17 protein-coding genes are annotated in these 20,053 nt (G+C 71.1%); 8 read left to right on the forward strand and 9 right to left on the reverse strand.

What is annotated here, in order from left to right:
- Positions 1 to 174: 174 nt before the first annotated feature.
- Complete coding sequence (locus tag GPA10_RS01325; protein WP_157163858.1) at positions 175 to 1,518, forward strand: M14 family metallopeptidase; 1,344 nt, start codon at positions 175 to 177, stop codon at positions 1,516 to 1,518.
- A 14-nt stretch (positions 1,519 to 1,532) separates the two neighbouring features.
- On the opposite strand, the gene GPA10_RS01330 is transcribed toward GPA10_RS01325, so the two are convergent.
- The 7 genes from GPA10_RS01330 to GPA10_RS01360 form a co-directional block, all read right to left on the reverse strand.
- Positions 1,533 to 1,895 carry a hypothetical protein gene (locus tag GPA10_RS01330; RefSeq protein WP_157163859.1) on the reverse strand — a complete coding sequence of 121 codons (363 nt, stop codon included), beginning with the start codon at positions 1,893 to 1,895 and terminating at the stop codon, positions 1,533 to 1,535.
- Positions 1,896 to 2,188: 293 nt separating this feature from the next.
- Positions 2,189 to 4,384, reverse strand: a complete 2,196-nt coding sequence (locus GPA10_RS01335; protein ID WP_157163860.1) for a hypothetical protein — start codon at positions 4,382 to 4,384, stop codon at positions 2,189 to 2,191.
- A gap of 33 nt (positions 4,385 to 4,417) precedes the next feature.
- The gene (locus GPA10_RS01340; RefSeq protein ID WP_157163861.1) at positions 4,418 to 4,840 is read right to left on the reverse strand and encodes a hypothetical protein; all 423 of its coding nucleotides are present in this window, start codon (positions 4,838 to 4,840) and stop codon (positions 4,418 to 4,420) included.
- Positions 4,841 to 5,002: 162 nt separating this feature from the next.
- Entirely contained in the window at positions 5,003 to 6,496 is a 1,494-nt protein-coding gene (locus tag GPA10_RS01345; protein WP_157163862.1) for a GntP family permease, read from the reverse strand.
- A gap of 228 nt (positions 6,497 to 6,724) precedes the next feature.
- Positions 6,725 to 7,135: a RidA family protein gene (locus GPA10_RS01350; protein ID WP_157163863.1), complete on the reverse strand. Its 411-nt coding sequence runs from the start codon at positions 7,133 to 7,135 to the stop codon at positions 6,725 to 6,727.
- A gap of 49 nt (positions 7,136 to 7,184) precedes the next feature.
- Complete coding sequence (locus tag GPA10_RS01355) at positions 7,185 to 7,949, reverse strand: IclR family transcriptional regulator (RefSeq protein ID WP_058852729.1); 765 nt, start codon at positions 7,947 to 7,949, stop codon at positions 7,185 to 7,187.
- Positions 7,946 to 9,034 carry a sugar kinase gene (locus GPA10_RS01360; RefSeq protein WP_343040169.1) on the reverse strand — a complete coding sequence of 363 codons (1,089 nt, stop codon included), beginning with the start codon at positions 9,032 to 9,034 and terminating at the stop codon, positions 7,946 to 7,948. The genes GPA10_RS01355 and GPA10_RS01360 overlap by 4 nt, the downstream gene beginning before the upstream one ends.
- Before the next feature lie 369 nt (positions 9,035 to 9,403).
- On the opposite strand from GPA10_RS01360, the gene GPA10_RS01365 reads away from it, so the two are divergent.
- Positions 9,404 to 10,612: an alanine racemase gene (locus GPA10_RS01365; RefSeq protein WP_425505658.1), complete on the forward strand. Its 1,209-nt coding sequence runs from the start codon at positions 9,404 to 9,406 to the stop codon at positions 10,610 to 10,612.
- Between the two features lie 243 nt (positions 10,613 to 10,855).
- Positions 10,856 to 12,466: an N-acyl-D-amino-acid deacylase family protein gene (locus tag GPA10_RS01370; RefSeq protein ID WP_157163865.1), complete on the forward strand. Its 1,611-nt coding sequence runs from the start codon at positions 10,856 to 10,858 to the stop codon at positions 12,464 to 12,466.
- Positions 12,467 to 12,512: 46 nt separating this feature from the next.
- Here the strand turns inward: GPA10_RS01370 and GPA10_RS01375 are convergent, their stop codons facing one another.
- On the reverse strand, positions 12,513 to 13,361 hold the full coding sequence (locus tag GPA10_RS01375) for a S1 family peptidase (RefSeq protein WP_058852732.1): 849 nt from the start codon (positions 13,359 to 13,361) through the stop codon (positions 12,513 to 12,515).
- A 291-nt stretch (positions 13,362 to 13,652) separates the two neighbouring features.
- Here GPA10_RS01375 and GPA10_RS01380 point away from each other — a divergent pair, with 291 nt between their 5' ends.
- On the forward strand, positions 13,653 to 14,864 hold the full coding sequence (locus GPA10_RS01380; protein ID WP_058852733.1) for a pyridoxal phosphate-dependent aminotransferase: 1,212 nt from the start codon (positions 13,653 to 13,655) through the stop codon (positions 14,862 to 14,864).
- Between the two features lie 87 nt (positions 14,865 to 14,951).
- Positions 14,952 to 15,368 carry an SCO4983 family protein gene (locus tag GPA10_RS01385; protein WP_058852734.1) on the forward strand — a complete coding sequence of 139 codons (417 nt, stop codon included), beginning with the start codon at positions 14,952 to 14,954 and terminating at the stop codon, positions 15,366 to 15,368.
- A 208-nt stretch (positions 15,369 to 15,576) separates the two neighbouring features.
- Here the strand turns inward: GPA10_RS01385 and GPA10_RS01390 are convergent, their stop codons facing one another.
- Positions 15,577 to 17,481 (reverse strand): phosphoenolpyruvate carboxykinase (GTP), encoded by a 1,905-nt coding sequence (locus tag GPA10_RS01390; RefSeq protein ID WP_425505636.1) that lies wholly within the window; start codon positions 17,479 to 17,481, stop codon positions 15,577 to 15,579.
- A 296-nt stretch (positions 17,482 to 17,777) separates the two neighbouring features.
- On the opposite strand from GPA10_RS01390, the gene trhA reads away from it, so the two are divergent.
- The 3 genes from trhA (at position 17,778) to GPA10_RS01405 (ending at position 20,049) form a co-directional block, all read left to right on the forward strand.
- A complete protein-coding gene (gene trhA / locus GPA10_RS01395) occupies positions 17,778 to 18,503 on the forward strand; it encodes a PAQR family membrane homeostasis protein TrhA (protein ID WP_157163866.1) in 726 nt (241 codons plus the stop codon).
- Positions 18,504 to 18,510: 7 nt separating this feature from the next.
- Complete coding sequence (locus tag GPA10_RS01400) at positions 18,511 to 19,143, forward strand: TetR/AcrR family transcriptional regulator (RefSeq protein WP_157163867.1); 633 nt, start codon at positions 18,511 to 18,513, stop codon at positions 19,141 to 19,143.
- Between the two features lie 117 nt (positions 19,144 to 19,260).
- Positions 19,261 to 20,049, forward strand: a complete 789-nt coding sequence (locus GPA10_RS01405; protein ID WP_058852738.1) for a Mut7-C RNAse domain-containing protein — start codon at positions 19,261 to 19,263, stop codon at positions 20,047 to 20,049.
- Positions 20,050 to 20,053: the final 4 nt, after the last annotated feature.

Raw genomic sequence — 20,053 nt, forward strand, 5'->3', positions numbered from 1 at the left:
AGAAGTGGTCCGCCGGGGAGGCTCAGACGGCTCAATAGAACCATTGACCGGAGCATGCCATGCCGCAACCATGGGCCAGCACGGCCCCGCCCGACCGGCGGCGGCCCGCACGCCGCACGCCCCGCACCTCGTACGCGTCGCACTGAACCACCCCCCACCCTCACAGGAGCATTCATGCGACTTCGCATCCGCGGAAAGAGATCAGCGGCCATCGCCGCCGTGCTCGCCCTCGCGGTGGCGGCGCCCCTGAGCGCCAACGCCTCCGACTCGTCCTCGCCCTCCGCCAAGAAAGCCGCGGCGGCCACGGCGGCGGACGAACACGTCCGTCAGTACTCCATACCGGGCCCCTCGACCCCCGCCGCGCGCACGGCGGTCGCCGCCACCGGCGTGTCCATCGACGAGGCCCAGGACCACGGGGTCGTCGTCACGGCGGACGCCGCCCAGGCCAAGAAGCTGCGCGCGCTCGGCTACCGGCTCAAGGTCCTGCCCGCGCCGCCCGCGAGGACCGACGGCAAGCGCGTCCAGGTGCGGGACTTCCCGCCCGCCGACTCCCGCTACCACAACTACGCGGAGATGAACGCGGAGATCGACCAGCGGCTCCAGCAGTACCCGAACATCATGAGCAAGCGCGTGATCGGCAAGTCCTACCAGGGCCGGGACATCGTCGCCATCAAGATCAGCGACAACGTGGGCACGGACGAGAACGAGCCCGAGGTCCTCTTCACCCACCATCAGCACGCCCGTGAGCACCTGACCGTGGAGATGGCGCTGTACCTCCTGCGGGAGTTCGGCGCCGGCTACGGCAGCGACGCGCGCGTCACCAAGATGCTCAACGAGCGCGAGATCTGGATCGTGCCCGACATCAACCCCGACGGCGGCGAGTACGACATCGCGACCGGCTCCTACCGCAGCTGGCGCCTGAACCGGCAGCCCAACTCGGGCGGCGCCACCGGCACCGATCTCAACCGCAACTGGAACTTCAAGTGGGGCTGCTGCAACGGCTCCTCGGGCACCCCGGGCTCCGAGACCTACCGCGGCCGCGCCCCCGAGTCGGGCCCCGAGGTCAAGGTCGTCGCCGACTTCGTACGCAGCCGGGTCGTCGGCGGCAAGCAGCAGATCAAGACCGGCATCGACTTCCACACGTACAGCGAGCTGATCCTGTGGCCGTACGGTTACACGTACAACGACACGGCACCCGGCCTCACCCAGGACGACCACAACGCCTTCGCCACCGTGGGGCGCAAGATGGCCGCGAGCAACGGGTACACGCCCGAGCAGTCCAGTGACCTCTACATCACGGACGGCACCATCGACGACTGGCTCTGGGGCAACCAGAAGATCTTCGGCTACACCTTCGAGATGTATCCGCGCTCCGGTGGCGGCGGGTTCTACCCGCCCGACGAGGTCATCGAGCGTGAGACGTCCCGGAACCGGGACGCCGTGCTCCAGCTTCTGGAGAACTCCGACTGCATGTACCGGTCGATCGGGAAGGAGCAGCAGTACTGCTCCGGCAGCTGACGGCTGCCTCCGTGCTACTCGCCCCGCGGCTTGCCCAGCCGCGGGGCTCCGGGCGGGAGGGCCGCGCTTCCCTCGCAGTGGTAGACCTTCTGGCCTGCGAGGCGGAGGGTGTCCGCCGCGAGCGCGGCGAACGCTTCGGCGTCCGCGCTTCCCGCCTCCACGTCCCGCCGGTCGTCGACGCTCACCTCGACGATCCCCGGGTACTTGCCCTTCGGGCAGTCGAGGAGCAGCACCGCCGCGTGCTTCCATGCGTAGCCGTGTGCGTTTCCGAGGCGTAGGGGGATGCTTCCCGGCTCCGCGGCTTCGCGGGCTACTTGGTCCTTCGCCTTGTCGGCGTTCTTGATGGTGGTGGAGTTCAGGTGTTGGCTGTACTCCACCCTTACTCGCCGGTCGCCCGCGACGATATTGCAGATGGGGGCTGGGCCATCGTGCGGTACACCGAACTCTGCATTGCCGGTGACGTACTCCTGGTATTCAGTGCCCCTGTCGGGCAGAAGATCAGCAGCCTGTCCGCCTGGCAACGCTTTCCCGCATACACGCCCGGGTACGCCGACGGCGGGTTCGGCAGAAGGCCAGAATTGCCAGACGGCTGTACCAGCCGATGCCGCCAAGACCAGGCCGACGGCCGCCCAGCGCCGAGCCTTACGTTCTGACCTCACGCTCTGCGTCGTCAATCTGTTTCACCTCCGCGCACGCGCGCGATCCCATAGTGAAGGCGAGTATTGCTCTGTGCGGCGTCGGCTACCAGCACAGCCTCCTGGTGGCTGTATCCCTGCTGCCGTGCGGCTGCGTAGGCGGCGGTGTACGCGGAGTGCGCAGACTGCTCGAGCTGATCCTCCAAGAAATTCCCTCTGCTCTGCTGAGCCACCGTGCTGGAGTCCCTCGTGTAGTGCTCCACAACAGCCCCCCGCGCATCCTCAGCAATCCAACTCACCACATCCCCGACCACAGGAACATGATTCGCCCCGAGGTCGATGACGCGGCCCGCCCACTTGTCCGTCGTGGTGATGCCCTTGTTGAACTCCTCGTCGGACGCGATGCGGTCGTCGTAGATCGCTTGGGTGCGGGATTCCGCCATGATTCCGGCGATCTCGGCGCCGGGGGCGACCATGTTGTTGACGTCGGCGTTGACGGCGGCCCTGGGGAGGGAGTGCGGATTGCGGAGGGTCTCGTCGACGAGTTCGGTGGTGATGGACTGCTGGGCGTGCAGGATGGCGCCGTACGCGTCGGGGTCCTTGCCCACCGCGCCCAGGAAGTTCTTGAGGGTGGAGCCGTGCAGGGAGCCGAGGTCCGCGTTGGTGCCGTGGGTGGTCAGGCCGCGGGGGCCGTTCATGCCGTCCTGGAAGTCGCGCATGTAGTCGGCGGTGATGTTGCCGAGGCTGCCCCGCAGTTTCGAGTCGTCGAGGTGCTCGGGGTGGCTGCCGTAGTGGTCGACGAGGCGGTGGACGAAGTCCGCGCTCGCGGCGGAGTGGGGCTTCGACGGGGCGCCGGAGTCGTAGGGGTTGCCGGTGGCCGCGGATTCCAGGGCGTGCCCGAGGCTGGTCTCGTAGAAGTCGCGGGCGGCTCCGCCGCCTCCGGTGAGGGATGCCATGGTGTCGAGGCCCGCGGTGCGGGAGCCGTCCCCGTGTCCGACCAGGTAGTCGAAGTGGTCCTTGGCGCGGGGGCCGCTGTGCAGGAACTCCAGTGACGCGTCCGGGTTGTGGCCGAGGGACTCCATGAACCAGGCGACGGGGTCGGCGGGATCGTCGCCGGGTGGATGGACGAGTCGGCCCATGGGGTTCACGCTGTCGAAGGGAGGGGCTTCGCGTTCGAACTTCAGGAGGCCGTCGCCGTACTCCTGGAGGAACGCGGTGTCGTACGTGCCCTTGCGCATCAGGCTCGACATCACGGCGAAGCCATAGGGCGTGGCGCCGCCGGGGACGGAGGCGGGGACCTCTCTGCCGCCCGCCGCGATCATGTCCTTCTTCCACGCCTCCATCCCGGGGCCGTCGCCCCACGTGGCCGTGGCGAGGGCCGTGCTCAGGTCGTCCTGGGTGCGGCCGAGGAGCTTGCCGCGCGCGTCGTCGTCCACCAGGCCCCAGGTGTCCGGCTGGTTGGCGAGGTCGCGCCAGAAGCGGAGGGTGCCGTCGGCGCCGAGGGCGGTGGCGAAGCGCTCCGCGAAGGCGGGGTTGTCCTTCTGGGCGGCGAGGGTCTCGTTGAAGCGGCGGAGTTTCTCGTCGCTCCAGTTCGCGACGTCGCCCTTGGCGATCTCCTCGGCCCAGCGGTCCGCGTCCTGCCTGCCCTGGAGGTTGTCGGCGTGGTCGAGGCCCTTGACCTCGGTACCGGAGAAGTCGTGCTTGCCGCGTGCCAGTGCGCGCAGGGCGCGCGCGGTGATCCGGTCGGTGTCCTCGGCCTCTTCGAGGACGTGCTTCGCGTTCCGCTCCACCGCCGCGATCTCCTCGTCGGTGGGCCCTTCGGCCTTGGCGGGGCCGGGCACCGAGTCGCCCTGCGCCGCCCTGGGTTCCGCGGCGCCCCGCGCGGTGACGCGGATGCCGCGCCCGGCGGCGTCGTCCACCACGTGCGTCATGTCGTCGCGGTGCCGGGTGAAGGCCCGGAGCGCGTCGCTCAGCACCGCGAGGACGCTCCGCGCCGAGGTGGCGGCGTCGTCGAACTCCGCTGCCGTGCGCACCACGAAGGCCTTGCCGACCGTGGCGTTGACGCCTTTCCAGTCCGCCTGCTCCGCCTTGCTCCTGAGCAGGGCCGCGCTCTCCGCGCCCCCTCTGCCGCCGGCCAGTTCGTGCAGGCGCCGCGCGGTGACCTCCCAGTCGTCCACCGCCGACGCCAGCTTGCCGAGCCGCAGGCCGAGGACGTCCTCGACGGTCAGCATGTCCCCGCCCCCATGTGTCTCACCCCGTGCGTCTCACTTCATGTACTTCTCGATGACGGACACGGACACGTCCGTGGCGACCTTCTCGTCGTCCTTCTTGTGCTGCGCGCGGGTGAAGTCGAGGTGGTTCGAGATATGGCCGCACGCGTCCACCAGCGTCCGGGACTTGGTGTTCCAGGCGTCGTGCAGCTCGGTCAGGGCGGCGCCCGTGTCGAGGCCGCCGCCGGTCAGCTCCACGGCGGCGCCGAACGTCTGCTCCCGCGCGCGGTCGGAGTCCACACGCAGCCGGTCACGGAGCCGGTGGGCGAGGGAGCCGAGCCTGCCGAGTTCGTCGTCGTGGACCACGAGGTCCGCCGCGGCCACGGGCCCGGCACCCGCTCCGCCGCCCGGCCGGGCGGGGTCGGAGCGCCGTCGCGCGGCGTCCGCCTTCAACCGCTCCCACTCGTCCCACGACATCGCCAACTCCCCCTGGAGCGAGTCCCTTTGAGCGCTCCCCTGGACGGCACGCCTGCCGGGCCACTATAGCCACGCGCGTGACAGCTGGTGGCCACATGATCACGCCAAGTACGGCGAGGGGCACCCGGCTGGTCGCCGGGTGCCCCTCGCCGTACGGGACCGCTACACGAACAGGCTCACCACCGCCGCCACCGCGAACCCGGCCACCGAGAGCACCGTCTCCAGGACCGTCCAGGTCTTGAGGGTGTCGCGCTCGGAGATGCCGAAGTACTTGGCGACCATCCAGAAGCCGCCGTCGTTGACGTGCGAGGCGAAGATGGAGCCCGCGGAGATGGCCATGATGACCAGGGCCGTGAAGGCGTTGGAGTAGTCGCCCTCGGCGAGGAGGGGGGCCACGATGCCCGCCGTCGTGACGATGGCGACCGTCGCCGAGCCCTGGGCCACGCGCAGGACCACGGAGATCAGATAGGCCAGGACGATCACGGGCAGGCCGACGTCGTGGAAGGTGTCGGAGAGGGCCTGGGCGACACCGCTGCCCTTGAGGACGGCGCCGAAGATGCCGCCCGCGCCGACCACCAGGAGGATGTTGCCGACCGGCTTCAGGGACGCGGTCGACACCGTCTCCAGGGACTTGCGGGACCAGCCGCGGCGGATGCCGAGCAGGTAGTACGCCATCAGCAGGGCGATCGTCAGGGCGACGAAGGGGTTGCCGAAGAACTCGATGACGCTGCGGCCCGTGGAGGGGTCGAAGGCGATGGAGGAGAACGTCGCAAGCAGGATGAGGACCAGCGGGGTGCCGATGATCAGGAAGACGGTGGCGAGCGCGACCGGCTTCTCCTGCGGCTCGCGGCCCGCGGCCCGCTGTTCGGCGACGACCGCCGCCCTGGCCTCCTCCGAGGCCTCCAGCATGTCCTGCGGTACGGGGACGAAGATGCGCTTGCCGATCCAGGCGGAGAACACCCAGGCCGCGAGGACGGCGGGGATGCCGCAGACGACGCCCATGAGGATGACCCAGCCGAGGTCGACCTTCAGCAGGCCCGCCGCGGCCACCGGGCCGGGGTGCGGGGGCAGGAACGCGTGGGTCATCGACAGGCCGGCGAGCAGCGGCAGGCAGTAGAGCAGGATCGACTTGCCGCTGCGCTTGGCGGCGGCGTACACGATGGGCGCGAGGACGAAGATGCCCACGTCGAAGAAGACCGGGATACCGAAGATCAGGCCGGTCAGGCCCATGGCCAGCGGGGCGCGCTTCTCGCCGAAGAGGCCGAGGAGCCGGGAGGCGAGGACCTCGGCGCCGCCGGAGACCTCCAGGATCGCGCCGAGCATGGTGCCGAGGCCGATGATGATCGCGACATGGCCGAGGATGCCGCCCATGCCGGATTCGATGAGCGAGACGGCGTCCGACTTCTGGACGGTGCCGAAGAGTTCGGTGACCGAGAGCCCGGCGGCGAGGCCGACGGCTATGGAGACCGCGAGGAGCGCGACGAACGGCTGCAGCCGCACTTTGATGATCAGGAAGAGCAGCAGCAGGATGCCGAGGGCGGCGACGGTCAGCAGACCTGCCGTGCCGTCGATGAGGGCCATCAGGCCACCGGTGTGCGGTGGTGCTTCTGCTGGGGCGGTGGCCGCGAGCGTCGCGGAGTGGGTGGACGGGGACATCGTTGACCTCGTAAGTGCATGGAGCTTTCTGGGGCAGGGGGGATCGCGGCACGGCGTCCCTGGGGGTGTCGGGGCGGCGCACCGTGATGACGTACGGCTTGCGTGGGGTGTGTGCGGGGGGAGGTGGGGAGGGTGGGGGTGAGTGGTGCGGCGGCGGGCGGGGCGGGGAGGCCGGATGGCGGCCTCCCCGTGCGCGACCGCCGCGGTCACGCGGCCGGGCCGCGGCGGTCAGCCGAGTACGGCCAGCGCGTCGATCTCGATGAGCAGGCCCTTGGGCAGGCCGACGTACACCGTGGTGCGGGCGGACGCGGGGGCCTCGAGGCCCTGCTCCTCGAAGTACTGGTTGTAGATCTCGTTCATCTCCGCGAAGTGGTCCACGTCCGTGAGGTAGACGCGCATCATCATCACGTCGTCCCAGGAGGCGCCGCCCTCTTCGAGGATCGCCTTGACGTTGGCGAACGTCTGGAGGGTCTGCTCGCGCAGGGTGGGACCGGCGGGGGTGGGGGCCTTGCCCTCCTCGGCGGGCAGGAAGCCGACCTGGCCCGCGACCTGGAGGATGTTGCCCTTCCTGACGCCGTGGGAGAACTTGGCGGGCGGGGCGGTGTGGGTGGCCGGGGTGATCGCGGTCTTCTCGCTCATGATCTTGCCTTCTTCGTAGGGACTTCTTCGTGGGGATGCGCGGGGGTGTTCACAGGGCGTTCCTGGCGTCCGGTACGGCGCCGGAGTACTCCCTGCTGATGGCCTCCGCCGTACGCCGCACCAGCGGAAGGAGCTTGAGGAGTTCCTCGGCCGTGACGACGACGTTCGGCGCCGACATCGACATGGCGGCGACGACCCGGCCGTCCGCGCCGCGGATGGGGGCGCCGACGCAGTTGATGGACTCCTCGTGGCCACCGAGATCGGTGGCCCAGCCCTGCTCGCGCACCTGCGCCAGTTCCCTGAGGAACGCGGCGGCGTTGGGCGTCGAACGGGACGTGTACGCGGGATAGTCGAGCTTCTCCGCGAAGGCGCGGCGCTCGGCTTCGGGGAAGTCGGAGAGCAGCAGCTTGGCGACGGCGGCGACGGTGATGGCGACCGGCTTGCCGATGCGCGAGTACATGCGGACCGGGTAGCGGCTCTCCACCTTGTCGATGTAGAGCACCTCCTGCTCCTCGTACACGGCGAGGTGGACCGTGTGTCCGCACTTCTCGTTGAGGGCGAGCAGGTGCGGGTGCGCGATCTCGCGCACGTCGAGGTTCTCCACGGCCTCCTGGGCGAGCGCGAAGAGGCGGGCGCCCAGGCGGTAGCGCTGGTCGGACTGGCGGAAGACCAGGCCGTGTTCGTGCAGGGTGCGAAGGAGGCGCAGGGCGGTGGACTTGTGCACGCCGAGACGCTCGGCGACCTGGCCGAGGTCGGCGGGGCCCTCGGCGAGCAGGGGCAGGATCGACAGGGCACGGTCGACGGTCTGGCTCATGACGTTCTTACCTCCTCGTCGGCCACTGTGGTGGTGGCCCGGGTGGGATCCGCTGCCGTCCAGCCGGGCCCGAGACGCAGAGTCTCCCAGGCGGCGGGGTCCAGGGCGGCGAGCGCGTCGGCGTGGCCGCGGGACGCGGGCGTGGCGACGTCGCCGGGCACCGTGAGGGCGGCGGCGGCCATCAGATGGCCGTGCCGCAGGCGGTGTTCGGCGGACAGGCCGCGCAGGGTCGCGGAGAGGAACCCGGCGGCGAAGGCGTCACCGGCTCCGACGGGTGCGACGACGTCTACGTGCAGGGCCGGGACGAAGGTGACGGTGTCCTGGCCGGTGGCGGGGTCGGTGGCGAGGGCCGTGGCGCCGTGCGCGCCCTGCTTGACGACGAGCACGGCGGGTCCTGGCAGCGCCTCGCGGATCGCGGCGGGCCCGCCGGTGACGTCCCAGGCGGCCGCGGCCTCGTCCTCGCCGACGAACACGATGTCGGCGCCCCGGGCGAGGTCGAGCAGCACGTCGGCGCCGCCCGGCTCCCGCCACAGGCCGGGCCGGTGGTTGACGTCGAAGGAGACGAGGGAGCGGCGTCCGTCCCGCCGGGCGCACAGAACGCGCACGAGGGCGAGGCAATCGGCGGAGAGCGCGGGCGTGATGCCGGAGAGATGGAGCACTCGTCCGGACCACAGGGCTTCGGGGTCCACGGTGTCCGGGGACATCGCGGAGGCGGCGGAGCCCGCGCGGTAGTAGACGACCTCGTGGGCGTCGGTGCCGCGGTCGTCGGCGGTGCGGAAGTAGATGCCGGTGGGGCGGTGCGGGTCGCGGCCGACGGCGGAGGTGTCCACGCCGTAGCCGCCGATCGTCTCCACCAGGTGGTCGCCGAAGCCGTCGGCGCCGACCCGGCTGACCCAGCGGGCCCGGTGGCCCGCCGCGGCGAGGGCGCACACGACGTTGGACTCGGCCCCGCCGATGCCGCGCCCGAAGGACGGCACGTCGGCGATCCGGCCCGGTCGCGACGGCAGGAAGGTCACCATCGACTCGCCCAGGGCCACCACGTCGGTGTCCAGGGAGTTCGTGTCTCCGCCGCCTGCTCCGGTCACGTCGGTGTCAGCCCCTCACTCGCTTCCCGGATCCGTTGACCCGGCGTTGGCTCGGATGTTAGACAGCAGTAAGCGACATACGCAATGAACGTTGCATATCTTGCAACGCATGCGTTGAAGAGGCACGAGGAGACGTCCATGGCCGCCGAAAAGTCCCCCGAGCAGACCGTCGAGCAGCCGGCCGGGCAGCCGACCGCGCAGGTGGGCGGCCGACCGTCGACCGCGCAGGAGGCCGCGCAGGAGACCGGGCAGGAGGCCGCGCAGGAGGCCGGGAAGCCCGCCCGGCCCGGCGCGCCGGAAGCCGTCGCGCGCCTCGCCGACGAGCGCGTCGGCCCCCACTTCAAGGCACTGCCGCCGGACACCGACGGCATGACGGTCGGCGCGCTGGCCGCCCAGCGCCGCAACCTCTTCACCGGCGGCTTCACCACCCCCGTCCTCGCCCTCTCGGCCGAGCGCCTTGAGCACAACCTCGCGCTCATGGAGCAGTACGCGACCCGGCACTCCCTCGCCTTCGCGCCGCACGGCAAGACCTCCATGGCACCGCAGCTGTTCTGGCGTCAGATCGAGCACGGCGCCTGGGGCGTCACCCTCGCGGTCCCCCACCAGGTGCGGGTGGCCCGCGCGTTCGGCGTCTCGCGGATCTTCCTCGCCAACGAGCTGGTCGACGCGGCGGCCCTGCGCTGGCTCGCCGCCGAGCTCGACGCGGACGCCGGCTTCCGCTTCCTGTGCTACGTCGACTCCGTACGGGGCGTGCAGCTGATGGACGCCGCCCTGCGCGCCGCGGGCGCGCGCCGCCGCGTGGACGTCGTCGTGGAACTGGCCGCGGGCGAGGGCGCGCGCACCGGCGCCCGCACCGAGGCCGACTGCGCCGCCGTCGCCGACGCGGTCGCCGCGACGGGCACGCTGCGGCTCGTGGGCGTCGCCGGGTACGAGGGCGAGGTGCCGGACCCCTCCCCCGAGCGGGTGCGCGCCTGGCTGCGGCGGCTCGTCGCGCTGACCGCGGACTTCGACGCCGCGGGCCGCTTCGCGGCGGACGCCGGTGCCCCGCTCGCCGACATCGTGATCAGCGCGGGCGGCTCCGCCTGGTTCGACGCCGTCGCCGACGTCTTCGCCGAGGTCCCCGAGCTGTCCCTGCCGGTCCTGAAGCTCCTGCGCTCCGGCGCGTACGTCTCCCACGACGACGGCCACTACCGTCACCTCACGCCCTTCAACCGCGTCCCCGACGAGGGCGCCCTTCAGCCCGCCTTCCGACTGTGGGCCCAGGTCGTGTCCCGGCCCTCGGCCGAGCAGGCCTTCATCAACGCGGGCAAGCGGGACGCCGCGTACGACCTCGATCTGCCCGAGGTGCAGGTGGTCCGGCGGGCCGACGGGACGGAGCTCTCCGGCGCCGGGGTCACGCTGCACGCGCTCTCCGACCAGCACGGGTGGCTGCGGACCGACCCCGGGGTCGACCTCCGGGTCGGGGACTGGGTGGGGCTCGGGCTCTCGCACCCCTGCACGTCCTTCGACAAGTGGCAGCTGATCCCCCTCGTCGGGGCGGACGGAACGGTCACGGACTACGTCCGCACGTACTTCTGACCGCTGCGCGGGGCTCACTCCCCCACCCCGCCCCTTCCCGAAACCATGGGGCTCCGCCCCCTGGACCCCCGGTCCTCGATCGCCGGACGGGCTATGAATAGCCCGTCCGGCGATCGAGGACGAGGCCGCAGGCCGATACGGGGTCTGGGGGGGACCCCCAGTTTCGGGAAGGGGCGGGACTGGGGCGCCCCGCGAGAGCACCCACCCGCACCCCGCCCCACCTCACCCCCAGAGAGGCACCCCATGGACATGGTCATCCGCGGCGCCCGCGTCATCGACGGCACCGGCGCCCCCTCGTACAGAGCCGACGTCTCGGTGACGGACGGCCGAGTGGGCGAGATCCGCCGGGAGGGCGAGGGCCCCCGCCCCACGGGCACCCGCACGGTCGAGGCGGACGGCCTCGCCCTGGCCCCGGGCTTCATCGACATGCACGCCCACAGCGACCTGGCCCTGCTCCGCGACCCGGACCACAGCGCGAAGGCGGCCCAGGGCGTCACCCTGGAGGTCGTCGGCCAGGACGGCCTGTCGTACGCGCCGGTGGACGACGCCACCCTCGCCCAGGTCCGCCAGGCCATCACGGGCTGGAACGGCGACGGAAGCGACATCGACTTCGACTGGCGCACGGTCGGCGAGTACCTGGACCGCCTGGACCGGGCGCACGGCGGCCGGGGCATCGCGGTGAACGCGGCGTACCTGATCCCGCAGGGCACGGTCCGGATGTACGCGATGGGCTGGGAGGACCGCGAGGCCACCGCGGCCGAGCTGGAGCGGATGAAGGAGCTGGTCGCGCAGGGCATGCGGGAGGGCGCCGTCGGCATGTCGTCGGGCCTGACGTACACGCCGGGCATGTACGCGAAGGACGCCGAGCTGACCGAGCTGTGCCGCGTGGTGGCGGAGCACGGCGGCTACTACTGCCCGCACCACCGCAGTTACGGGGCGGGCGCCCTGGAGGCGTACGAGGAGATGGTGGAGCTGACGCGCTCCGCGGACTGCCCGCTGCACCTGGCCCACGCCACCATGAACTTCGGTGTGAACAAGGGCAAGGCGCCGGGCCTCCTCGCGCTCCTGGACGACGCGCTGGCGGCCGGTGCCGACATCACCCTCGACACCTACCCGTACACGCCCGGCTGCACGACGCTCGTGGCGATGCTGCCGAGCTGGGCGAGCGAGGGCGGTCCGGACGCGATCCTCGCCCGGCTCCAGGACGACGGGACGGCGGCGAAGATCCGGCACCACATGGAGGTCGTGGGGGCGGACGGCTGCCACGGCGTCCCGATCGAGTGGGACACCATCGAGATCTCCGGCGTCTCCGACCCGGGCCTCGCCTCCTGCGTGGGCAAGACGATCCAGCAGTCGGCGGACATGCGCGGCGAGGAGCCCTGGGTGACGGCCCGGCGGCTGCTCATCGCCGACAAGCTCGGCTCGACGATCCTCCAGCACGTCGGGCACGAGGAGAACGTACGGGCGATCATGCGCCACCGCGTGCACACCGGCGGCAGCGACGGCATCCTCCAGGGCTTCAAGCCGCACCCGCGGGCGTACGGCACGTTCCCGCAGTACCTCGGCAAGTACGTACGGGAGCTCGGGGTGCTGTCCCTGGAGGAGTGCGTCGCGCACCTCACCTCGCGTCCCGCGGCCCGCCTGCGCCTGCCCGACCGGGGCCTCGTCCGCGAGGGCTACCGCGCAGACCTGGTCCTCTTCGACCCGGACACGGTCGCGGCCGGCTCGACCTTCGACGCGCCGCGCACGCTGCCCGTGGGCATCCCGCACGTCTTCATCGACGGCCGCCCGGTGATCGAGGACGGCCGGCGCACGGACGTCCTCGCGGGACGTTCCGTGCGCCGGACCGCTTAGGCCACCGGCAGGGCGGCGGGGTCGGTCAGGGCTTCGGCCGGGCCGGTCAGGGCTTCGGCAGCGTGCAGCCGGGACGGTTCAGGTCGACCTTGTTGCCCGCGCCGATGCAGGGGACGATGGTGTAGGTCTGCTGGCCGTAGTTGATGCCCTGGCGGACCGTCACCTTGCCGTTCTCGTCGACCTCGCACGGGTTGTTGTCGGTGCAGCGCTCGCCGCTCTCGTTGCCGGTGTTGTTGAGGGCGACGACCTTGCCGGTCGCGTCGTCGACCACCGGCGATCCCGATGTGCCGCCGATCGTCTGGCAGGCGGAGGTGTAGCGGACCGAGTCCTTCCAGGTCCACTTCCCCTCCTTCAGGCGGTACGCGAAGCCGTCGACGTTGCACTTGTACATCCGCTTCCAGTAGCCGGACACGACCGTGATGGCCTTGCCCTGCGTCGGACGTGCGGAGTCCAGTTCGAGCGCCTTGATGCCGTACCGGCTCTCTATGTCCTTGTACGTGCTGGTGAGCTGGTAGAGCGAGACGTCGTTGTCGGTCATCGTGCCGTACGCGATCTTGCTGGCGCGCACGGTGCCCGCGTTGCCGCCGCTCGCGTTCAGGAGCGTGAAGCTGCGGGTGGACGGGCGGTCCACGAGGACCTGTCCGGGCGCCGGGAATCCGGTCTCCAGACAGTGGCCGTTGGACATCACGAGCGCGGGGTCGGTGGGCTTCGACGACGGTACGCGGACGACGGAGCCGGAACAGTTGCTGAGCGCCACGGTCCCGGCGTAGCTCACGGCCTTGGCGGCCGGGGCCTTCACCGCCGCGGGCGCGTCGTCGCCGACGGCGGCGGCGGGTGCCACGGTCGCGCCGAGAAGCAGCACGCCGAACGCGGCACCGACGAGAGGCTTGTTCATGTGGGGGTCCCCTCCGATGGTGGATTTGTCATGCGCATTGTTCGGCCACTGGGCCGCCACGACAAGACCGCGTGCACCGGAGCCCCGTCAGGGGCGCGGGGAACTGCGCGCGCAACCACGACAGAGCCGCAGTCGCGTCTGCGCACTTGCTCGGCAGACGCGTCTGCCGCTTCTCGCGCGCTGAGCGCGCAGTTCCCCGCGCCCCGGACGGGGCACACCTCCCCCCAGGCCGGGGGCGGCGTGACCCAGCTCTCCCCACCAAAGGCGCCCCCGCCAGATACGCTCGGTGACATGCAGGTGATCCAGTCGACCAAGCTCGCCAACGTCTGTTACGAGATCCGGGGCCCGGTGCTCGAGGAGGCGATGCGGCTGGAAGCAGCGGGTCACCGCATCCTCAAGCTCAACACGGGCAACCCCGCGGCCTTCGGCTTCGAGTGCCCGCCGGAGATCCTGGAGGACATCCTCCGCAACGTCGGCGACGCCCATGGGTACGGCGACGCGAAGGGCCTGCTCGCGGCGCGCCGCGCGGTCGTGATGCACAACCAGACGCTCGGCATCGAGACCGACGTCGAGCACGTCTTCATCGGCAACGGCGTCTCCGAGCTGATCGTGATGGCCATGCAGGGCCTGCTCGACGACGGCGACGAGGTCCTGGTCCCGGCGCCGGACTACCCGCTGTGGACCGCGGCCGTCTCCCTCTCCGGCGGCACCGCCGTGCACTACCGCTGCGACGAGCAGGCGGACTGGATGCCCGACCTCGCCGACATCGAGCGCAAGGTCACCGACCGCACCAAGGCGATCGTGATCATCAACCCGAACAACCCCACGGGCGCGGTGTACGACGAGGCGATGATCCGGGGCCTGACCGACATCGCCCGCCGCCACAACCTGCTGGTCTGCTCGGACGAGATCTACGACAAGATCCTGTACGACGGCGCCACGCACACGCCGACCGCCGCGGTCGCCCCCGACCTCCTGACGCTCACCTTCAACGGCATGTCGAAGGCATACCGCGTGGCGGGGTACCGCGTCGGCTGGATGTCCGTCTCCGGGCCGAAGGCCCACGCGGCCTCGTACATCGAGGGTCTGACGATCCTCGCGAACATGCGGCTGTGCGCGAACATGCCCGGCCAGCACGGTGTCGTGGCCGCGCTCAGCGGGCGGCAGACCATCAACGACCTGGTGCTGCCCGGCGGGCGGCTGCTCGCGCAGCGCGACGCGGCGTACGACCTGCTGACGCAGATTCCCGGCGTGACCTGCGTGAAGCCCAAGGGGTCGCTGTACCTCTTCCCGCGTCTGGACCCGAAGGTCTTCAAGGTCAAGGACGACCGCCGGCTGGTGCTCGACCTGCTGCGCGCCGAGAAGATCATGGTGGTGCACGGCACCGGGTTCAACTGGCCGGAGCCCGACCACTTCCGGATCGTGACGCTGCCCACGGCGCAGGACCTGACGGACGCCGTCACGCGGATCGGCACGTTCCTCGACGGGTACAGCCAGCCCTGACTCAACTTTAGACAGAATCTAATGTAGGATGGCTTTCAAGCAACTGACTTGCGTTGAACTTGCTTGCTTGAGCTTGGAGGCCATCCCGTGTACGAGCCGATCCGCACCAAGTCGGTCCATGCCATGGCCGACCCGGGCGACTTTCCGCACCGTTCCCGCGAGGAGGAGCTGGACATCCAGCTCGCCGGTCATCTCGCCGCGCTGCTCGCCGTGACCGACGAGTTGCGGGGCCTGAGTCCCGACGGCGGTCTGGACGTCGCCGCCGAGCAGCTTTCGGCGCAGGTGGCGCGGTTGCGCGGAGGTCCCGCGCCGGTGCGGGCCGCTGTCGTCACCGCCATTCACGAGCCGCATCTGTCCGCGCTGCATCAGCGGGCTCATGCCCTGGCCGGGCGGGCGCTCGTCGTTGCGGCGTCGCGGGCCGACACGGAGGTGGCCATCCTGGCCGCCCGCCGCATGGACGCCCACGCGGCGGCGTCCACACCCTTGGCAGCCGCCGCCGCGTAGTTCCCTGCCCCCCCGCCGCACTATGGGGGCTGCGCCCCCGTTCCCCCGCCAATCGGCCCTCCGGGCCTCGTCCTCAAACGCCGGACGGGCTGAAATGCCTCGCCGGACGGGCTGAAACGCTGCCGCACCGGCGAAGTTCTCAGCCCGTCCGGCGCTTGAGGACGAGCGCGCAAGCGCGATGAGGGGGCGGGCGGGCGGGGGAAAAGGGTCAGCCCAGGCGGGCGACCAGGGCGCGGTATTCGTCCCACAGCTCCTTCGGGGTGTGCTCCCCGAAGGTATTGAGGTGCTCGGGCACGAGCGCGGCCTCCTCCCGCCAGACCTCCTTGTCGACCGTGAGCAGGAAGTCGAGGTCGGCGGCGGGAAGATCGAGCCCGTCGGTGTCGATCGACGCGGGCGTCGGCAGGACACCGATGGGCGTCTCCACACCCTCCGCGCGCCCGTCGAGCCGGTCCACGATCCACTTCAGGACCCGGCTGTTCTCACCGAAGCCGGGCCACACGAACTTCCCGTCCGCGTCCTTGCGGAACCAGTTCACGTAGTAGATCTTGGGCAGCTTCGCCTGGTCCTTGCCCTTGGCGACATCGACCCAGTGGGCCATGTAGTCACCCATGTTGTAGCCGCAGAACGGCAGCATGGCGAACGGGTCGCGGCGCAGCTCACCGACCTTGCCCTCGGCGGCGGCGGTCTTCTCGGAGGCGACGTTCGCGCCGAGGAAGACGCCGTGGTTCCAGTCGAAGGACTCGGTGACCAGCGGCACCGCGGAGGCGCGGCGACCGCCGAAGAGGATCGCGGAGATCGGCACGCCCTTGGGGTCCTCCCACTCGGGCGCGATGATCGGGCACTGCGAGGCGGGCACGGTGAAGCGCGCGTTCGGGTGCGCGGCGGGGGTGCCGGCGTCCGGGGACCAGTCGTTGCCCTTCCAGTCCGTGAGGTGCTTGGGCTCCTCCTCCGTCATCCCCTCCCACCAGATGTCGTGGTCGTCGGTGAGGGCGACGTTGGTGAAGACCGCGTTGCCCCACAGGGTCTTCATCGCGTTGGCGTTGGTGTGCTCGCCGGTGCCGGGGGCCACGCCGAAGAAACCGGCCTCCGGGTTGATCGCGTACAGACGGCCGTCCTCGCCGAACCGCATCCAGGCGATGTCGTCGCCGATGGTCTCCACGGTCCAGCCGGAGATCGTGGGCTCCAGCATGGCGAGGTTCGTCTTGCCGCAGGCGGACGGGAACGCGGCGGCGACGTACTTGGACTCACCGGTGGGCGGCGTGAGCTTGAGGATGAGCATGTGCTCGGCGAGCCAGCCCTCGTCGCGGGCCATCACGGACGCGATGCGCAGGGCGTAGCACTTCTTGCCGAGCAGGGCGTTGCCGCCGTAGCCGGATCCGTACGACCAGATCTCGCGGGTCTCGGGGAAGTGCGAGATGTACTTCGTGGAGTTGCACGGCCAGGGGACGTCCGCCTGGCCGGGCTCCAGCGGGGCGCCCAGGGTGTGCACGGCCTTCACGAAGAAGCCGTCGGAGCCGAGCTCGTCCAGGACCGGCTGTCCCATGCGGGTCATGGTGCGCATGGACACGGCGACGTACGCGGAGTCGGTGATCTCCACGCCGATCGCGGACAGCGGGGAGCCGAGCGGGCCCATGCAGAACGGCACGACGTACATGGTCCGGCCGCGCATGGAGCCCCGGAAGATCCCGCCCTCGCCGCCTTCACCGCTCTCGCCGCTCTCGCCGCTCTCGCCGCTCTCGCCGCTCTCGCCGGTGAAGATCTCCCGCATCTCCGCGGGCGCCTTCCAGTGGTTGGTGGGCCCGGCGTCCGCCTCCTTCTCCGAACAGATGAAGGTGCGGTCCTCCACCCGGGCGACATCGGTCGGGTCGGAGGCCGCGTAGTAGGAGTTGGGCCGCTTGATCGGGTCCAGCTTCTTGAAGGTGCCCCTGACGACGAGCTCCTCGCACAGGCGCTCGTACTCGGCCTCGGAGCCGTCGCACCAGACCACCCGGTCCGGCTGCGTCAGTTCGGCGATCTCGTTCACCCAGGAGAGCAGCTCCTGGTGGTCGGTGGGAGCGGCGCCCAGGGAGTCCGGGATGTCCGCTGAAGAGGGAGCCGCGATATCGCGCGCCACGATTGCTCCTAGTACGAGGGATTTTGTGGTTGGGGCCCCGTGGGGGCTGCGACCCGGACGCTTCACTGCTTTCGAACTCATGGGCGCTCATCCGGTGCCGACCGCACTCATTTGATCATCCGACGCGTATGCGCATCTGTCCAGAGTGCCTCACACCTGAGCGGCGTGAGCATCGCCACTCCCTGCGCCGCCCGTCTGGCACACCCTCACCCGTGACCGTGACGCTCGCCACTTGTAAGCTTTCGCCTGGTCAGGCTTGATACCTAACTTACGGTTCCGTAGGTACGATTCGCCCCATGACCGCACCCGTCCCCGACGCGATCGCGCACTCCTCCGCAGGCGGCCCGAGCACGGCCGCGGCGGCCGCCCTGCCCGCGCCCGTGCTGCCCGTGAAGCCCAAGCTGCGCGGCTGGCTGCACGCCGGCATGTTCCCCGCGGTGCTGATCTCGGGACTGTTCCTGACGGCCCTCGCCGACTCCAGCCGCGGCCGCGTCGCCTGCGGGATCTACGTCCTCACGGCCTGCCTGCTGTTCGGCGTCAGCGCGCTCTACCACCGCGGTAACTGGAGCCCGCGCGCGGACGGCGTCCTGCGCAGACTCGACCACGCCAACATCTTCCTGATCATCGCCGGGACGTACACCCCGCTGACGCTGCTGCTCCTGCCCGACGCCAAGGGCCAGTGGCTGATGTGGGGCATCTGGGCGGCGGCCCTCGCGGGCATCGTCTTCCGCGTCTTCTGGGTGGGCGCCCCGCGCTGGCTCTACACCCCCTGCTATCTGGCGATGGGCTGGGCGGCCGTCTTCTTCCTGCCCGACTTCCTGCGCACGGGCGGCATCGCGGTCCTCGTCCTGGTCATCGTGGGCGGCCTGCTGTACAGCGTCGGCGGCGTGGTCTACGGCTTCAAGCGCCCGAACCCCTCCCCCCGCTGGTTCGGCTTCCACGAGGTCTTCCACTCCTTCACCCTCGCCGCGTTCGCGGTGCACTACGTGGGCATCTCGCTGGTCGCCTACCAGCACGCCTGACGCCTCCATGACGGCCGCGCGCACTCCCGCCCCCGAGCCGCCCCCCGAGCCCCTCGGACTGCGGGAGCGCAAGAAGCTCCGTACGCGGATCGCCATCAGGGACGCCACGTACGGACTCATCCGCGAACAGGGGTACGAGGCGACGACCGTCGAGCAGATCGCGGCCGCCGCGGACGTCTCGCCGTCCACGGTGTTCCGGTACTTCCCGACCAAGGAGGACATCGTCCTCGCCGGCGAGGCCGACGAGTGCCGCGTGACCCTGGAGCGGGAGCTGCGCGCGCGGCCCGCGGACGAGCCGGTCGTGGAGTCCCTGCGGCATGTGCTGCGCGGGGCCGCCCGCCGCGGGTCCGCCGCGGACGCCGAGGCCTTCCGGCTGCGCACGGCCCTCGTGGTCGAGGTGCCCGCGGTGCGCTCGCGGATGTTCGAGAGCCTGTCCGCCACCGGGCGCGCGCTGTGCCGTGTGCTCGCCGAGCGCACCGGCCGCGACGCCGGTGCGCTGGAGGTCAGGGTCTTCTCGGCGGCGCTGATCGGGGCGCTCACGGAGACGGCGGCGTACTGGGCCGAGCGCGGCCACGAGGACGACCTCGGCGAGCTCGTGGACCGCGCCCTGGACACGCTGACGGCCGGTTTCCGGAACTGAACCGACCGCGAACAGGCCATGAACCGATCGCGAACCAGCCACGGCCCGGCCACAAGTCGGCCACCCGGCAGGGCGAAGCGCCGGTCAGAAGCGGCAGGCGCATGCCATCCTGACCGGATGAACGGTCCGGAAATCCTTGTCGACTTCGATCCCGGCCTCGCGCTGTTCGTCTCGCACGAGCGGCGCGACGGGCCCACCACGGCGGTCACCGACGGCGCGTCCACGCTCGGGCACGTCGTGGAGTCCCTCGGTGTGCCCCTGACCGAGGTGGGGGCGCTCGTCGTGGACGGGGCGGAGGTGGCGGCCGCGCATGTGCCCGCCGCCGGGCAGCGGGTCGAGGTGCGGGCCGTGCCCAGGCCGCAGCGGGTGCGGCCCGGGGAGGCGCCGGACGCGCCGCTGCGCTTCCTCCTCGACGTCCATCTGGGCACGCTCGCGCGACGGTTGCGGCTGCTCGGCGTGGACGCCGCGTACGAGAGCACGGACATCGGCGATCCCGCGCTCGCCGCGCTCTCCGCCGGTGAGCGGCGCGTGCTCCTCAGCCGGGACCGGGGGCTGCTGCGGCGGCGCGAGCTGTGGGCGGGCGCGTACGTGTACAGCGACCGGCCCGACGACCAGCTCCGCGACGTGCTCGGGCGGTTCGCGCCCGCCCTGTCGCCGTGGACGCGCTGCACCGCGTGCAACGGCGCGCTGCGGGCCGCCCGCAAGGAGGATGTCGCGGAGCGGCTGCACGGGGGGACCCGGGGGTCCTACGACGTGTTCGCGGAGTGCGGGGTCTGTCACCGGGTGTACTGGCGGGGCGCCCACCACGATCGGCTCGAGCAGATCGTGCGCGCCGCCCTCACCGAGTTCCCGCCCGCCACACCGGCACCGCCCGCCCCCCGCACCCCGTCGAGCACCATCGGCTGAACAC

Source organism: Streptomyces typhae (assembly GCF_009755605.1).
Lineage (GTDB): Bacteria > Actinomycetota > Actinomycetes > Streptomycetales > Streptomycetaceae > Streptomyces > Streptomyces typhae.

Excerpts from the sequence above, each read along its gene's own strand:
- GPA10_RS01380 (WP_058852733.1), top strand. The coding sequence starts at position 13,653 with ATGCAGGTGATCCAGTCGACCAAGCTCGCCAACGTCTGTTACGAGATC.
- GPA10_RS01340 (WP_157163861.1), bottom strand. The coding sequence starts at position 4,840 with ATGTCGTGGGACGAGTGGGAGCGGTTGAAGGCGGACGCCGCGCGACGG.
- GPA10_RS01405 (WP_058852738.1), top strand. The coding sequence starts at position 19,261 with ATGAACGGTCCGGAAATCCTTGTCGACTTCGATCCCGGCCTCGCGCTG.
- GPA10_RS01370 (WP_157163865.1), top strand. The coding sequence starts at position 10,856 with ATGGACATGGTCATCCGCGGCGCCCGCGTCATCGACGGCACCGGCGCC.
- GPA10_RS01345 (WP_157163862.1), bottom strand. The coding sequence starts at position 6,496 with ATGTCCCCGTCCACCCACTCCGCGACGCTCGCGGCCACCGCCCCAGCA.
- GPA10_RS01365 (WP_425505658.1), top strand. The coding sequence starts at position 9,404 with ATGACGGTCGGCGCGCTGGCCGCCCAGCGCCGCAACCTCTTCACCGGC.
- GPA10_RS01350 (WP_157163863.1), bottom strand. The coding sequence starts at position 7,135 with ATGAGCGAGAAGACCGCGATCACCCCGGCCACCCACACCGCCCCGCCC.
- GPA10_RS01375 (WP_058852732.1), bottom strand. The coding sequence starts at position 13,361 with ATGAACAAGCCTCTCGTCGGTGCCGCGTTCGGCGTGCTGCTTCTCGGC.
- GPA10_RS01325 (WP_157163858.1), top strand. The coding sequence starts at position 175 with ATGCGACTTCGCATCCGCGGAAAGAGATCAGCGGCCATCGCCGCCGTG.
- trhA (WP_157163866.1), top strand. The coding sequence starts at position 17,778 with ATGACCGCACCCGTCCCCGACGCGATCGCGCACTCCTCCGCAGGCGGC.
- GPA10_RS01355 (WP_058852729.1), bottom strand. The coding sequence starts at position 7,949 with ATGAGCCAGACCGTCGACCGTGCCCTGTCGATCCTGCCCCTGCTCGCC.
- GPA10_RS01335 (WP_157163860.1), bottom strand. The coding sequence starts at position 4,384 with ATGCTGACCGTCGAGGACGTCCTCGGCCTGCGGCTCGGCAAGCTGGCG.
- GPA10_RS01400 (WP_157163867.1), top strand. The coding sequence starts at position 18,511 with ATGACGGCCGCGCGCACTCCCGCCCCCGAGCCGCCCCCCGAGCCCCTC.